Source organism: Stenotrophomonas sp. YAU14A_MKIMI4_1, assembly GCF_003086855.1.
GTDB lineage: Bacteria > Pseudomonadota > Gammaproteobacteria > Xanthomonadales > Xanthomonadaceae > Stenotrophomonas.
Map to the genome: position 1 here is coordinate 3,297,501 of NZ_CP025998.1, position 14,194 is coordinate 3,311,694.

The following is a 14,194-nucleotide window of genomic DNA, read 5'->3' on the forward strand; positions in this document are numbered from 1 at the left end:
GCAGCGCGATGCGCCGCTGCCCTATTCCTGTAGGTACCCCGACCCGCCCAGCTGCCGGGCCTGGCGCTGGATCCATGCGGCACGCCGCTGCACGTACGGGCCCGGCTTGGCCGCGTTGTAACGGCGCGGCGCCGGCAGCACTGCCGCCAGGCGCGCACTCTCGGCCGGGCTGAGGCGCGCGGCATCCTTGCGCCAGAAGGTCTGCGCCGCCGCCTGCGCGCCGTAGACGCCGTCGCCGAACTCGGCAATGTTGGCGTACATCTCCAGAATGCGCTGCTTGGGCCAGAACGCTTCGATCAGCACCGTGTACCAGACCTCCAGGCCCTTGCGCACCCAGCTGCGGCCCTGCCACAGGAACAGGTTCTTGGCCACCTGCTGGCTGATCGTGCTGGCGCCACGCAGGCGCCCACCACGCGCGTTGTGGTCACGCGCCTTCTCGATGGCCTGCAGGTCGAAGCCATTGTGGTCGGGGAAGCGCTGGTCTTCGGCGGCCACCAGCGAAATGGGCAGGCTGGGGGCCATCTCGTCCAGGTCACGCCACTGGTAATGCAACCGGTAGGACCAGTCAGCCTGGCCCAGGGCTTCGCCATAGCGCCACAGCATCACCGTGGACAGCGGCGGATCGATGAACCGCAGCACCAGCACCTGCAGGCAGCTGAACGCCACGAACAGCACCGGCAGCCACAGCAGCTGCCGCCAGCGCCAGCGCCGACGCTGCGCGACCGGGGCGGCCGCCACCTTGTCCTGCTCTCCCCCTGCCCCCATTACTGGTGCATCCTTCTTCTGTCCGGTTGTCGGCGCATTATCCGGCAACCGCCCCTGTTTCCGCGCGATGTGAGCCGATGACCGCCCAATCCGATTCCCTGATCCGTTTCCTGCTGCCCGACGCCGGCGTCCGCGGTGTCCACGTGCACCTGCACGCCACCTGGCAGAAGATCCTGTCCCACGCGGTCTACCCGGACAACGCCGCCGAACTGCTGGGCCAGGCCAGCGTCGCCTCGGCCTTGTTTACCGGCCACACCAAGGTCGATGGGCGTCTGTCGATCCAGCTGCGCAGCAATACCGCCCTGCGCGCCCTGTTCGCCGAATGCACCGCCGCCGGCACCCTGCGCGGCATCGCCCAGCTGGCCGACGGCGGCGACGCGCCGCGTGACCTGTCCACCCTGGGCGAGGGCGCGCTGCTGGCCATCACCATCGAGAACCCGGGCCTGGACCCGCGCGAACCGCAGCGTTACCAGAGCCTGGTTGGCCTGAGCGCGGCCGAGCTGGACGAAGCCTTCGAGGACTACTTCCAGCAGTCCGAACAGCTGCCGACCCGCCTGCTGCTGGCCGCCGACCGTAATGGCGCCAGCGGCCTGCTGCTGCAGAAGCTGCCCGGCGACGAGGGCGACGATGATGGCTGGGTGCGCACCAGTGCGCTGTTCGAGACCCTGGGCAAGGCCGAGCTGCTGGCGACCCCGGCCGAAGACCTGCTGCACCGCCTGTTCCACGAGGAAAAACCGGTGCTGGTGGGCGACAAGCCGCTGTCCTTCGCCTGCTCCTGCTCGCGCGAGCGGGTCGCGGCCATGCTCGAATCGCTGGGTGAAGAAGAAGCCCGCGCGGCCGCCGAGGACACCGGCGCGGTGGAAGTGCGATGCGAATTCTGCGGACAGGAGTATCACTTTCCGTTGACGGAGTTCGGCATACTGTTCCACGGTGCCGAGGGGAATGCACCGGCACCTGAACGGCTTCAGTAAAACAGACAGGTCTTGTGTTCTGGGGAGGATCAAGGCTTGTTAAGAATTCATAAACACCCTAGGATCGAGTTCCCGCCCCAGCGGGAACTTTCGTCGTCCGCCCCTGTCTGAACTGGTCCGATGCGTACCTTCCTGCGTCTACCGCTGGCCCTGCTGATCGCCCTTGGCGCGATCACGGGCGCGCATGCGCAGAGCAAGGACACCCGCACCGTCATTCCGGTCTGGAACAAGGGCAGCGGCAAGGTCGAAGCCCTGCTGTACCTGGAACCCACCGGCGAACAGGCCGCGGGCGCTCGCTGGCACTTCGGCCGCAACTCGCTGGATGCCGCCTTCGGTCTGTCCTCGGGCGACTCGCTGGGCCTGCTGTGCAACAGCAGCAGTGGCACCAGCATCAGCGGTCTGGCCAGCCATTGCATGCTGGCCAGCCTGGGCGATGAAGATGACGCGATCGGTGCCAACAACCGCCGCTTCACCGGCACCGCCGCACTCAACCGTGGCAGCAACCGCCTGGGCATCACCGCCGGTACCGGCCGTGAAACCCTGCCGGCATGGCTGGCCTCGCCGAACAAGACCCCTGCCCTGCGCGCCGAGCAGAACGATCTGACCGTGTTCGCCCAGCGCAACATCGGCCGCGAGGGCTTCGTCTCCATTGCCGGCACCTATGCCAAGGCCCGCCTTGTGCCGCTGGCCGACGCCGCACCGGCCATCGTCGACCGCTGGGACAGCAAGAGCCTGAGCCTGGGTGCCGGCTACGGCAATTTCAGCGGCAGCATCATCGGCCGCGTGGTCGATGTACCCGGCAAGCCGGGCAAGTGGGAAGGCCTGGGCATCGGCCTGACCTGGCGCACCCCGTGGTCGGGCCAGCTGACCGTCGGCGCGGAAAACGTCATCAGCCGCGGCAAGAATCCGTTCTCCCCGCGCAACGAAAGCAACGACGACGGCACCGTGCCGTACGTGCGCTACGAGCAGGATCTCTGATTCCACTCCTGGCCGGTAATCCGGCCATGTCACGACAAGGGCGCCTCGGGGCGCCCTTTTCTGTTTCCGCTCGCATCGTGTCGCGCCTCTGCCGGGCACAGCGGTTACACAACGACACGTCGCGACATGCATCAATTGAAACTTTTTACGCCCCCACCGCCTGTCATAAACCGTCAGCGGTTGCGCAGTTAAACTTCAACCCATTGAAATAAAAAGACTTTCCTTGAATTCCGAGGAAAGTGAGACATGAATTAACACACCTTTAATTTTCCAACGAGGCTCGTTACTATCGGTTCAGCCTTGCGTTTTTGGGGCCCCTATTGGGTCCCGTCGCCAGGCACTACCCCAGCCAAGATTTCCTTGGAGAGAGAGAGCCAATGAATTTCAAGTCCAACAAGCTGCGCGATGCCGTTGTCATCGCGCTGGTCGCCGGTGCTTCCACCGCGACCGCCCATGCGCAGGAAGCCACCAGCGGCGCCACCAACCTGGATCGCATCCAGGTCACCGGTTCGCGCATCCGTTCGGTCGACGTTGAAACCGCCCAGCCGATCTTCACCGTGTCCTCCGAGGACATCAAGAAGTCGGGCCTGGTCAGCGTCGGCGACATCCTGCAGAACCTGTCGGTTGCCGGTACGCAGAACTTCAGCAAGGCCGCCGTGCTGACGTCCAACCCGGAACAGGGTGGCCAGTACGTCAACCTGTACAACCTCAACGAAAACCGCACCCTGGTGCTGGTCAACGGCAAGCGCTGGACCACCAGCCTGGCCGGTTACACCGACCTGTCGACCATCCCGAGCGCGCTGATCGAGCGCATCGAAGTGCTGAAGGACGGCGCCTCGGCCATCTACGGCTCCGACGCCGTGGCCGGTGTAGTCAACATCATCATGCGTTCGAACTTTGAAGGCGCTGAGTTCTCCGGCCTGATCGGCCAGAACGGCCGCGGCGATGGCCAGAAGCAGTCGTACTCGTTCACCGCCGGCACCACCGGTGAGAACAGCTCGATCATCTTCGGCGCCAGCTACACCAAGGAAGATCCGGTGTGGGCCAAGGACCGCGAGCTGACCCGCTACACCTACGGTCCGCGCCACATCGGTGCCGGCCTGAGCGCCACCGGTCCGTGGGGTCGTTTCACCGATCCGCGCGCCGCCGGTACCCCGGGTGCGGGCAACTACCTGGACGAAGACGGCAACATCGTCTCCGCTGCCGACGGCAACTGGACGCCGAACATGTACGTGCTGAACCACACCGGCACCTACGACGGCGTGGGCGTTGGCGCGGCTTCCAACAGCCTGGGCAACTACCACGTTGGCGTCACCGCCAATGACCGCTTCAATTCCAGCCAGCAGATGATGCTGCAGCAGGAATCGGAAACGAAGTCGATCTTCACCTCGGTGTCCTACGACTTCAATCCGAACATCAGCTTCAAGTCGACCGTGATGTACTCCGAGCGTGACTCGGTCCGCCAGGTTGCCGGCTACCCGCTGAGCACCGGTGCACAGCCGACCTACCCGGTGTCGATCAGCGCCGACAGCTACTACAACCCGTTCGGCAACCAGGCCAATCCGGGTGCCGGCCTGGCGCTGGACAACTGGTTCCGCCGCACGATTGAAATCCCGCGTATTTCGCAGAACAACGTGAAGTCGTACCACTTCGACGGCGCGCTGGAAGGTGCCTTCGACGTCGGCGACCACGGCTGGAACTGGGACGTGGGCATGAACTACAACAAGTTCGATGTCACCCAGATCGGCACCGGCAACGTCAACCTGCTGGCACTGGAAAAGGCCCTGGGCCCGTCGTTCCTGAACTCGCAGGGCGTCGTGCAGTGCGGTACCGCTGCCAACCCGATCGCGCTGGGCACCAGCCTGGCCGCTGGCCAGTGCACCCCGTTCAACATCCTGGGCGGCCCGTCGGCCTCCACTGCTGATGCCCTGCAGTACATCAACACCATCAGCCAGGCCACCCAGCAGAGCGTCAGCAAGCAGTACTTCGCCAACATCACCGGCGGCCTGTTCAACATGCCGGGCGACGCGGGCGAGTTCGCTTTCGCGGCCGGTATCGAACACCGTACCGTTGATGGCTACGACTATCCGGACCAGCTGTCCGCTGCCGGCTACACCACCGATCTGGCTGCCGGCGCAACCCGCGGCAAGTACAAGACCGACGAAGTGTATCTGGAGCTGATGATTCCGGTGCTGAAGGACGTGCCGGGTGCGAAGGAGCTGTCGTTCGACATCGCCAGCCGCTACTCCGATTACGACCGCTTCGGCGACACCACCAACAGCAAGTTCAGCCTGACCTGGAAGCCGGTTGAAGACCTGCTGGTCCGCGCGACCTATGGCAAGGGCTTCCGCGCCCCGACCCTGGACGACACCTTCGGTGGCGGCTCGCAGACCTTCGACTACTTCACCGATCCGTGCGATGCCCTGCTGGGTATCCGTACCGGCAACGCCACGGCCGCGGCACGCTGCAACGCCGAAGGGCTGGGCGCCAACTTCCGCCAGCAGGACAGCGCCGGCGCACCGGTCGAAGCCCGCGAAAGCCAGAGCATCGCGCCGTTCCAGGCCGGTGTGGGTAACGCCGAGCTGGAACCGGAATACAGCAAGACCCGCACCGTGGGCTTCGTGTTCAGCCCGCGCTGGGTGCAGGGCCTGGACTTCTCGCTGGACTGGTACAAGATCACCATCAACAACGTGATCACCGCCGTGTCGGCCACCTACGTCCTGCAGCAGTGCTACAACGGTGTGGATTCGTTCTGTAACTACACCCGCGACGCTGCATCGGGCCAGGTCGTGGCACTGAGCCGCGGTAACGCCAACCTGGGTGTGCTGGAAACCGAAGGCTACAACTTCGGCGCCAACTACCGCCTGCCGGAAATGAGCATCGGCCAGTTCTCGGTGCACCTGGACGCCAACTACCTGTCGGCCTACCGTTCCAAGAGCGATTCCACTGCCGATTGGGACAACTACGCCGGCTACTGGAACTTCCCGCGCGTGCGCGGCACCCTGGGCGTGAACTGGGCCAAGGGTGACCTGTCGGCGCAGTGGAACCTGCGCTACTACGGCGGCTACCGTGACTTCTGCTTCGACGGTTCGGCCGAAGAGTGCAACGACCCGACCTACCTGACCCCGAACGGCGGCTGGGGCGGCGGTGAAGGCGCCAACAAGAAGGGCTCGATCTCGTACCAGGACGTGTCGGTCAGCTGGGCGGCGCCGTGGAACGGCACCGTCACCGTCGGCGCGCGCAACATCTGGAACAAGACCCCGCCGCAGAGCTACTCGCAGACCAACAACAGCTCCGGTTCGATCGACCCGATGCTGGACTTCGACCGCTACGTGTTCATGCAGTACACGCAGCGCTTCTGATCGAGGCCTGTTCGTAGCGTAAAACACCAGGACGGGGCCCTTCGGGGCCCCGTTTCTGTTTCTGCGCCTCTTCGCTTCCGTTTTGCGCACGAACGCCCGCGCAATGAAAAAGGCCGCAGCAGTGCTGCGGCCTTTTGGCGTTGCGTTCGTCGCTGGTGCTGATCAACCGTTCGGAATCAGCGTCTCGATCAGGTGTTCGACATAGGCTTCAAAATCTTCGCGTGCCTGCTTGGGCTGCTGCAGCTGCAACGACAACTGCAGGAAACCGACATAGGCCGCATACGCCAGCCGCGCACGGTGGCGGGCATCGGTGGAGCTCAGCCCGGCCTGGCGGAACGAAGCGACCAGGTAATCCAGGCGACGCTGCGAAACGCGGTCGATCACCGGTCGCACCATCGGGTGGTCCAGTGCCTTCAGCAGCTCGCTGTAGATGATGTGCGGCTGCACTTCATGGGCCACCATCTGGAACAGCTGGCGCAGGCGTGCACGCGGATCGGGCACGTCTTCCAGGCTGCCGAACACCTGTTCCTGCTCGAACAGTTCCCAGCGTTCCAGCGCGGCCTGCAGCAGCGCATCGCGCGAAGGGAAGTGCCAGTAGAAACTGCCCTTGGTGACACCCAGGCGGCGCGCCAGCGGTTCGACCGCGACGGCGCCCACCCCTTGTTCAGCAATCAGGTCGAGGGCCGCCTGGGCCCAGTCTTCGGCACTCAGGCGGCTGTTGCGGCCGGCGCGCGATTCGCCGGCGGAAGTGTCAGGTTGATTCATGGGCTGATTTAACCATACGCCGGGGTTCGTTGCAGTATGCCGTTGCGCTGGAAACCGTCGTAACCCTTGCGGCGCGGCTTCCGCAGTGCACCATACCGGGCAGTATTGACTTCCTCCACGGCCCATCCATACTATCAAGTATGGTTACCCCTGCTGCCGCTGCTGTATTCACCGATCTGCGCCTGGAAGCGGCCCATGGCGCGCACCTGGCTGCCACGGCCAACCAGGCCGGGCGACGCGGACACGTGCTGTTCGCGCACGGCTTTGGCCAGACCCGGCACGCCTGGAATGCGACCGCCCGCGCCCTGTCCGCCGCCGGCCTGCAGACCCTGGCCTACGATGCGCGCGGCCATGGCGATTCGGACTGGAATGCGGCCGAACTGCCCTACCACGGCGAGCAGTTCGCCGATGACCTGATCGTGCTGGCTGGCGAACAGCCGCGACCGCCGGTGCTGGTGGCCGCCTCCATGGGCGGCCTGTTCGGCCTGCTGGCCGAAGCGCGCTGGCCGGGGTTGTTCTCGGCGATGGTGCTGGTGGACATCACCCCGCGCTGGGACACCGCCGGGGTGGAACGCATCCTGGCCTTCATGACCGCCCACCCCGAGGGCTTCACTTCGCTGGCGCACGCGGCCGATGTGATTTCCGCCTACCTGCCGCACCGCCCGCGCAAATCCGAAGCGTCCCTGCAGGCGCTGCTGCGTGAGGACGGCCACGGCCGCTGGCGCTGGCACTGGGACCCGCGCCTGGTGACCGAACTGGCACGCGACAGCGAGCAGCACCAGGGCGCACTGGCCGAGGCCGCGCGCCAGGTGAAGTGCCCGCTGCTGCTGGTCAGTGGCGGCCGCAGCGATCTGGTCACGCCGCAGACCGTGGCCGAATTCCTGGCATTGGCGCCGCATGCGCGCCACGTACAGTTGCCGCAGGCCACGCACATGGTCGCCGGTGATGACAACGACGCCTTTACCGCTACTGTGTTGGACTATCTGGACGTGTTGCCCGCAGCGGATGCTGCGGCTTCGTCCGCCACAAACGAGCACGTCACCGGAGCACGCTCATGAGCATCGTTCTTCCCTTCCTCGCCCTGCTGCTGGCAGGCGCGTTCGTCGCCTACCACCGCATGCGGCTGGTTACCTGGACGCTGATCAGCGTGGCCCTGCTGGCCATCTGCTGGTTCGTGCCGTATGTGAACCAGACCGCCACGATCGTGGCCGCCGCCGTGCTGGCCGTGATCGCCGTGCCGCTGCTGCTGCCGTTCATCCGCAAGCCGCTGCTGACCGGCCCGATGATGAAGGTGTTCCGCAAGGTGCTGCCGCCGCTGTCGCAGACCGAGCGCATCGCGCTGGAAACCGGCTCGGTCGGTTTCGAGGGCGAGCTGTTCACCGGTGATCCGGACTGGAACATCCTGCTGAACTACCCCAAGCCGCAGCTGACCGCCGAAGAACAGGCCTTCCTGGATGGCCCGGTCGAAGAGCTGTGCACCATGGTCAACGACTGGGAAATCACCCATGTCCACGCCGACCTGCCGCCGGAACTGTGGGCCTTCATCAAGAAGAACAAGTTCTTCGGCATGATCATTCCGAAGGAATACGGCGGCTTGGGCTTCTCCGCACTGGCCCACCACAAGGTGATCCAGAAGCTGGCCTCGGTGTCTTCGGTGGTCAGCTCCACCGTGGGCGTGCCGAACTCGCTGGGCCCGGGTGAACTGCTGGTGCATTACGGCACCCAGGAACAGAAGGACCAGTACCTGCCGCGCCTGGCCGATGGCCGCGAAGTGCCCTGCTTCGGCCTGACCGGTCCGTTCGCCGGCTCCGACGCCACCTCGATTCCCGACTACGGCATCGTCTGCAAGGGCGAGTGGAACGGCGAGCAGGTGCTGGGCGTCAAGCTGACCTTCGACAAGCGTTACATCACCCTGGCCCCGGTCGCGTCGCTGATCGGCCTGGCCTTCCGCATGTACGACCCGGACGGCCTGATCGGCGACACCCGCGATATCGGCATCACCCTGGGCCTGCTGCCGCGCGACACCGCCGGTGTTGAGATCGGCCGTCGCCACTTCCCGCTGAACTCGACCTTCCAGAACGGTCCGATCAAGGGCAAGGACGTGTTCATTCCGCTCACCCAGCTGATTGGCGGTGCGGCCATGGCCGGCAAGGGCTGGAACATGCTCAACGAGTGCCTGGCCGTGGGCCGCTCGATCACCCTGCCCTCCACCGCCAGCGGCGGTGCCAAGGCCGGCGCGGCCGTCACCGGCGCGTACGCACGCATCCGCAAGCAGTTCGGCCTGTCGGTCGGCCGCTTCGAAGGCGTGGAAGAAGCGCTGGCCCGCATCGGCGGCAAGGCCTACAAGATCAGCGCGCTGTCGCAGGCCACCGCTGCCGCGGTGGACCGTGGCGACGTGCCGTCGGTGCCGTCGGCCATCGCCAAGTACCACTGCACCAACATGAGCCGCGAAGTGATCTCGGACATGATGGACGTGATCGGCGGCAAGGGCATCATCCTGGGGCCGCGCAACTTCGCCGGCCGCAGCTGGCAGGCCGCGCCGATCGCGATCACCGTGGAAGGCGCCAACATCATGACCCGCAGCCTGCTGATCTTCGGTCAGGGTGCGATCCTCTGCCACCCGTGGGTGCTGAAGGAAATGAAGGCCGCGCAGGATCCGGACACCCGCGCCGGTCTGCAGGACTTCGACCGCAGCCTGTTCGGCCACATCCGCTACGGCATTTCCAATGCGGTGCGCTCGTTCTGGTTCGGCCTGACCGGCGCGCGCTTCGGTGCCGCCCCGGGCGACGCTTACACCCGCCGCTACTTCCGCAAGCTGGACCGTTACTCGGCCAACCTGGCGCTGATGGCCGACATTTCGATGATGACCCTCGGCGGCAAGCTGAAGTTCAAGGAATCGCTGTCCGGCCGCTTGGGCGACGTGCTGAGCCATGTCTACATGACCAGCGCCATGCTCAAGCGTTACCACGACGAAGGCGCACCGCAGGCCGACCAGCCGCTGCTGGCCTGGGCCTTCCATGACAGCGTGCACAAGATCGAAGAGTCGCTGTCGGCGGCCCTGCGCAACTTCCCGATCCGTCCGATCGGCTGGCTGATGTGGGCGCTGATCTTCCCGCTGGGCCGTCGTGCCGAAGCGCCGGGCGATCGCCTGAGCCGCCGCGTGGCCGCCCTGCTGATGGCCCCCAACGAAGCCCGCGACCGCCTGGCCAGTGGCGTGTTCCTGACCCCGTGCGAGAACAACCCGGGCGGCCGCATCAACAGCTACCTGAGCAAGGCGATCATGGCCGAGCCGGTGGAGCGCAAGTTCCTGAAGGCGCTGAAGAGCAAGGGTATCGAGGCGCTGGACTTCAAGGCGCAGCTGGACGAGGCCGTGGCCGAAGGCGTGATCACCCAGGACGAGCGCAGCCTGCTGGAAGAACTGCGCACGCTGACCCTGGACACCATCACCGTGGACGACTTCGACACCCACGAACTGCGTGCAGCCAGCTACTACGACCGCCAGCACAAGGACCCGCATTCGCAGGCAGCGTGATCGCCTGGAATTCGCGGAGATGAAAGCGGCGGGCTTCGGCCCGCCGTTTTTTTTGTGGATGGTGCGGAGCCACGCATGGCGTGGCGCTACCGCTGTCGTCCTGGCGGGGCCACGCATGGCGTGGCGCTACCGCTGTCGTCCTGGTGGGGCCACGCATGGCGTGGCGCTACCGCTGTCGTCCTGGTGGGGCCACGCATGGCGTGGCGCTACCGCTGTCGTCCTGGTGGGGCCACGCATGGCGTGGCGCTACCGCTGTCGTCCTGGCGGGGCCACGCATGGCGTGGCGCTACCGCAGTAGATCCACCCCATGGGTGGATACGCGCACCGCCATCACGCGATCACGCCGGCACGAACCACCATGCCACGGCAGCCAGCACCGCCGGCAGCGCCTGGATGAAGAAGATCCGCTTGTTCACGCTCCAGGCGCCGTAGCAGCCGGCCACGATCACGCAGCCCAGCGAGAAATTCACCAGCATCGGCAGGTGGTCGAACAGGCCCCAGAACAGCCCGGCAGCCAGGAAGCCGTTGTACAGCCCCTGGTTGGCCGCCAGCACGCGGGTGATCTCGGCCTTTTCCGGCGTGTTGCGGAACGTCTTCAGGCCCAGCGGACGGGTCCACAGGAACATTTCCAGCACCAGGAAATAGACGTGCAGCAGGGCGACCAGCAGGGTCAGGGCGAGTGCGATCCAGTACATGGGCGGTTCCTTGGATGGATGGATGGGGTGATGGGGTCAGAGCCCTCTCCGTGGGAGAGGGATCCGACCCCGCGCGGCTCAGCGGTCGCGCGGCAGCTTCTTCTCTTCGCGCAGCACGCCGAACGCGGCGGCGGTCATGCAGGCCGCTGCCAGGATGCCGCCCACGAATACCACGTGCGAACCGAACAGCGACAGCGCCTTGTGCACCCAGGTGAAGCTGAGGTCGGCGCCGCGGTACACCACGGTGTCGATGGCCGCGCCGGCCTTGTAGCGCCACTGGCGGTCCACGCGGGTGTAGATCGTCTCGCGCGCGGGCTTGAACAGCGAGAACTCGCTGGCGCGGGTCATCACCTGCACCACCGCCACCATCATCGGCAGTGGCGAGGCGGCCAGCACCGAAAACCCGATCAGGATGGCGAATGCGGGAATCAGCAGCGCCGGCGCAATGCCGTGGCGTGACAGCAGCCAGCGGGTCAGGCTGAGCTGCAGCAGCAGGGTCAGGGCGTTCACGGCCAGGTCGATGCGCGAGAAGAACGCCGTGCTGGCCGCCGGATCGGTGAAGGCGGCGCGCACGATGCTGGCCTGCTGGTTGTACAGCAGGGTGCCCACGCCCACGCCGAACACCACCAGCACCGCCAGCCAGCGCAGCAGCGGTTCGCGCACGATCAGCTTCAGGCCATCCAGCACGCTGCCGCCCATCGGCTGTTCACCCGACACCAGCTGCTGTTCGCGCTCGCGCAGCACCGCCCAGTGGCGCAGCCGCCAGATGCAGAACAGGCAGACCACCAGGAACCCGGCCGACACCAGCATCAGGTTGGCGATGCCCACCCGCTGGGCCAGCGCACTGGTGATGATCGGGCCCAGGAACGCGCCCACGGTGCCGGCCGCGCCGATGTAGCCGTACCAGGCGCGCGCCTGGGCGTTGCTGAACACATCGGCCATGAAGCTCCAGAACACCGCTACCGCGAACAGGTTGAACACCATCACCCACAGGAAGAAGGCCATGCCCCGCCCCGGCACGCCACTGTCGAACAGCGCGTAGAAACCCAGCAGGGTGACGATGAAGAAGCCGTACACCACCGGCAGGAACACCCGGCGCGGAAAACGGCTGACCAGCCAGCCATAGACCGGCTGCAGCACCAGCATGATCAGGAACACGCAGGTGAACAGGAATTGCAGGACGAAGTCCTTCAGGGCGATGCCATGGCTGGCGAACCAGCTGATCAGCAGCGGCGGGAACACCGTTTCCAGATCGGCCGAGGCGGCCATCGCCTCGCGCACCGGGCGCAGCACGTAATAGCCACTGAGCAGGCAGAAGAAGTACAGGAACGACCACCACAGCGCCGGCGATTCGCGCAGGGCCGCGACCAGGCCGCGCAGTGCACCGTTGTTGCGTGCCGCGCTCACGCGGTTCCCCTCGCCTGCGAACGGCGGTTGGACAGCAGCATGGCAGGCTCCGGGGGCGATGAAGCGCGTACGTTAGCCAATGCACTGCAACATCGCCAGCCGGCTGCTGCAGGGCCAGCAGAACCGAGCGTTGCAGCCGCCCTGCCAAGGCGCGTCGCAGCGTGCAGAACAAGCGTCAAAAATCCAACTTTTTCAACGAGATGCGCATTCATCTTCGCTTTGTTTGTGCACAGGCGAAAAGCGGCGCTAGAATCGACTCCAGCAGTCGCGCACGGGTCACCTCGATGAAAAAGAACAGCCTGCGTCGTCCGATCCGATCGGCGACCACTGGTTTGCTGGGCATGCTCATGCCCGTTGCCTTGTCCACCACCGCGCAGACGCCGCCGCCGCTGCCGCCGCTGCCGGCCAACATCGAATCCCACGGCGTGGCCCACACCCAGCCGGCCGCCTACCGTACCGGGCTGGTGCCGCAGGTGCAGTTGCCGGCGGCCGGGTTCAACGTGGCCAACATCGAATCGATGGCGCAGCAGCTGACCTACGGCGAGCGCGTGCCGGGCATGGCCGTGGCCATCGTGCAGGGCGGCCGGGTGATCAGCGCGCGCGGTTATGGCGTGACCGATGTCAACAACCCGCTGCCGGTCGATGCCCACACCGTGTTCCGCCTGGCATCGCTGTCCAAGGCGTTCGCCGGCACCATGGCCGGCCTGCTGGTGAACGATGGCACGCTGCGCTGGGACAGCAAGGTGACCGACTACGTGCCCGGCTTCCGCCTCAACTCGCCCGAAGCAACCGACCGCCTGACGGTGGCCGACGTGCTGAGCCACCGCGTGGGCCTGCCCTACAACGCCTACGACCGCGACATCGAAGGCAACGCCGAGTACTACACGCTGACCCAGAAGCTGGCCAATACCAGCCTGAAGTGCCTGCCGGGTGACTGCTACGCGTACCAGAACGTGGCCTTCAGCCTGATTGGCGATGTGGTCTATGCCGCTTCGGGCAGCTTCTATGAACAATCCGTGGAACGGCGCATCTTCAAGCCGCTGGGCATGAACGATGCCAGCATGGGCCTGGCCGGCATCCAGGCCAGCTCGCGCTGGGCGCGTCCGCACGTGCGCAGCCGCAACGGCTGGGTGTCGCTGACCCCGAAGCCGACCTACTACCGCGTCGCCCCGGCGGCAGGCGTGAACGCCAGCGCCAGCGACATGGCGCAGTGGCTGCTGGCCCACACCGGCCACCGCCCCGACGTACTGCCGGCACCGCTGCTGGCCACCCTGCATTCGAGCCTGATCAACACCCCGGGCGAGATGCGTTCGGGCTGGCGCCGCGAGCGCCTGCATTCGGCCGGCTACGCGCTGGGCTGGCGCACGTTCGATTACGCCGGCCACGACGTGGTCTTCCATGCCGGCGCCGTGCAGGGTTACCGCGGCCTGGTGGCGCTGGTGCCCGAACGCGACCTGGGCATTGCGATCATGTGGAACGGTGAAAGCAGCCTGCCCAGCGGCCTGCTGCCGACCGTGCTCGATTCGGCCCTGGGCCTGCCCGCACAGCGCTGGTTGGACGTGGATACCGACTTCGGCAGCGACAGCCTGATGGCCGACGGTGCTGCTCCGGCGCAGGACAAGCGCAAGGGCAAGGGTGCTTCGAGCAACCGCGCGGTGGCCTCGCCGCGCTGAGCCGGCACACGCCGGTAAACCTGGAAAGGGCGGCCTGCGGGTCGCC

At 66.0% G+C, this 14,194-nt stretch carries 10 protein-coding genes; 6 read left to right on the top strand and 4 right to left on the bottom strand.

What is annotated here, in order from left to right; translation table 11 throughout:
• Positions 1–21: 21 nt before the first annotated feature.
• Entirely contained in the window at positions 22–765 is a 744-nt protein-coding gene (gene mtgA, locus C1931_RS15130; protein ID WP_108756924.1) for a monofunctional biosynthetic peptidoglycan transglycosylase, read from the bottom strand.
• A gap of 77 nt (positions 766–842) precedes the next feature.
• Here mtgA and C1931_RS15135 point away from each other — a divergent pair, with 77 nt between their 5' ends.
• The 3 genes from C1931_RS15135 (at position 843) to C1931_RS15145 (ending at position 6,076) form a co-directional block, all read left to right on the top strand.
• Positions 843–1,736 (top strand): Hsp33 family molecular chaperone HslO, encoded by an 894-nt coding sequence (locus C1931_RS15135; RefSeq protein WP_108756925.1) that lies wholly within the window; start codon positions 843–845, stop codon positions 1,734–1,736.
• Between the two features lie 120 nt (positions 1,737–1,856).
• Positions 1,857–2,714: a hypothetical protein gene (locus C1931_RS15140; protein WP_108753870.1), complete on the top strand. Its 858-nt coding sequence runs from the start codon at positions 1,857–1,859 to the stop codon at positions 2,712–2,714.
• A 377-nt stretch (positions 2,715–3,091) separates the two neighbouring features.
• The gene (locus C1931_RS15145) at positions 3,092–6,076 is read left to right on the top strand and encodes a TonB-dependent receptor (protein ID WP_108756926.1); all 2,985 of its coding nucleotides are present in this window, start codon (positions 3,092–3,094) and stop codon (positions 6,074–6,076) included.
• A gap of 162 nt (positions 6,077–6,238) precedes the next feature.
• Here C1931_RS15145 and C1931_RS15150 read toward each other — a convergent pair whose 3' ends face one another.
• Positions 6,239–6,841 (bottom strand): TetR/AcrR family transcriptional regulator, encoded by a 603-nt coding sequence (locus C1931_RS15150; RefSeq protein ID WP_108756927.1) that lies wholly within the window; start codon positions 6,839–6,841, stop codon positions 6,239–6,241.
• 140 nt (positions 6,842–6,981) lie between these two features.
• Between C1931_RS15150 and C1931_RS15155 the strand changes: the two genes are divergently transcribed.
• Together C1931_RS15155 and C1931_RS15160 are read left to right on the top strand one after the other, a co-directional pair.
• Positions 6,982–7,899: an alpha/beta hydrolase gene (locus C1931_RS15155; RefSeq protein WP_108756928.1), complete on the top strand. Its 918-nt coding sequence runs from the start codon at positions 6,982–6,984 to the stop codon at positions 7,897–7,899.
• Entirely contained in the window at positions 7,896–10,373 is a 2,478-nt protein-coding gene (locus C1931_RS15160; protein WP_108756929.1) for an acyl-CoA dehydrogenase, read from the top strand. Before C1931_RS15155 ends, C1931_RS15160 begins: the two co-directional genes overlap by 4 nt.
• 338 nt (positions 10,374–10,711) lie before the next feature.
• On the opposite strand, the gene C1931_RS15165 is transcribed toward C1931_RS15160, so the two are convergent.
• Both C1931_RS15165 and C1931_RS15170 read right to left on the bottom strand, forming a co-directional pair.
• The gene (locus C1931_RS15165) at positions 10,712–11,068 is read right to left on the bottom strand and encodes a DUF1304 domain-containing protein (protein WP_108750793.1); all 357 of its coding nucleotides are present in this window, start codon (positions 11,066–11,068) and stop codon (positions 10,712–10,714) included.
• Between the two features lie 78 nt (positions 11,069–11,146).
• Positions 11,147–12,475, bottom strand: coding sequence for an MFS transporter (locus C1931_RS15170; RefSeq protein ID WP_108756930.1), 1,329 nt, complete (start codon positions 12,473–12,475; stop codon positions 11,147–11,149).
• Between the two features lie 284 nt (positions 12,476–12,759).
• On the opposite strand from C1931_RS15170, the gene C1931_RS15175 reads away from it, so the two are divergent.
• Positions 12,760–14,148, top strand: a complete 1,389-nt coding sequence (locus C1931_RS15175; RefSeq protein ID WP_108756931.1) for a serine hydrolase domain-containing protein — start codon at positions 12,760–12,762, stop codon at positions 14,146–14,148.
• Positions 14,149–14,194: the final 46 nt, after the last annotated feature.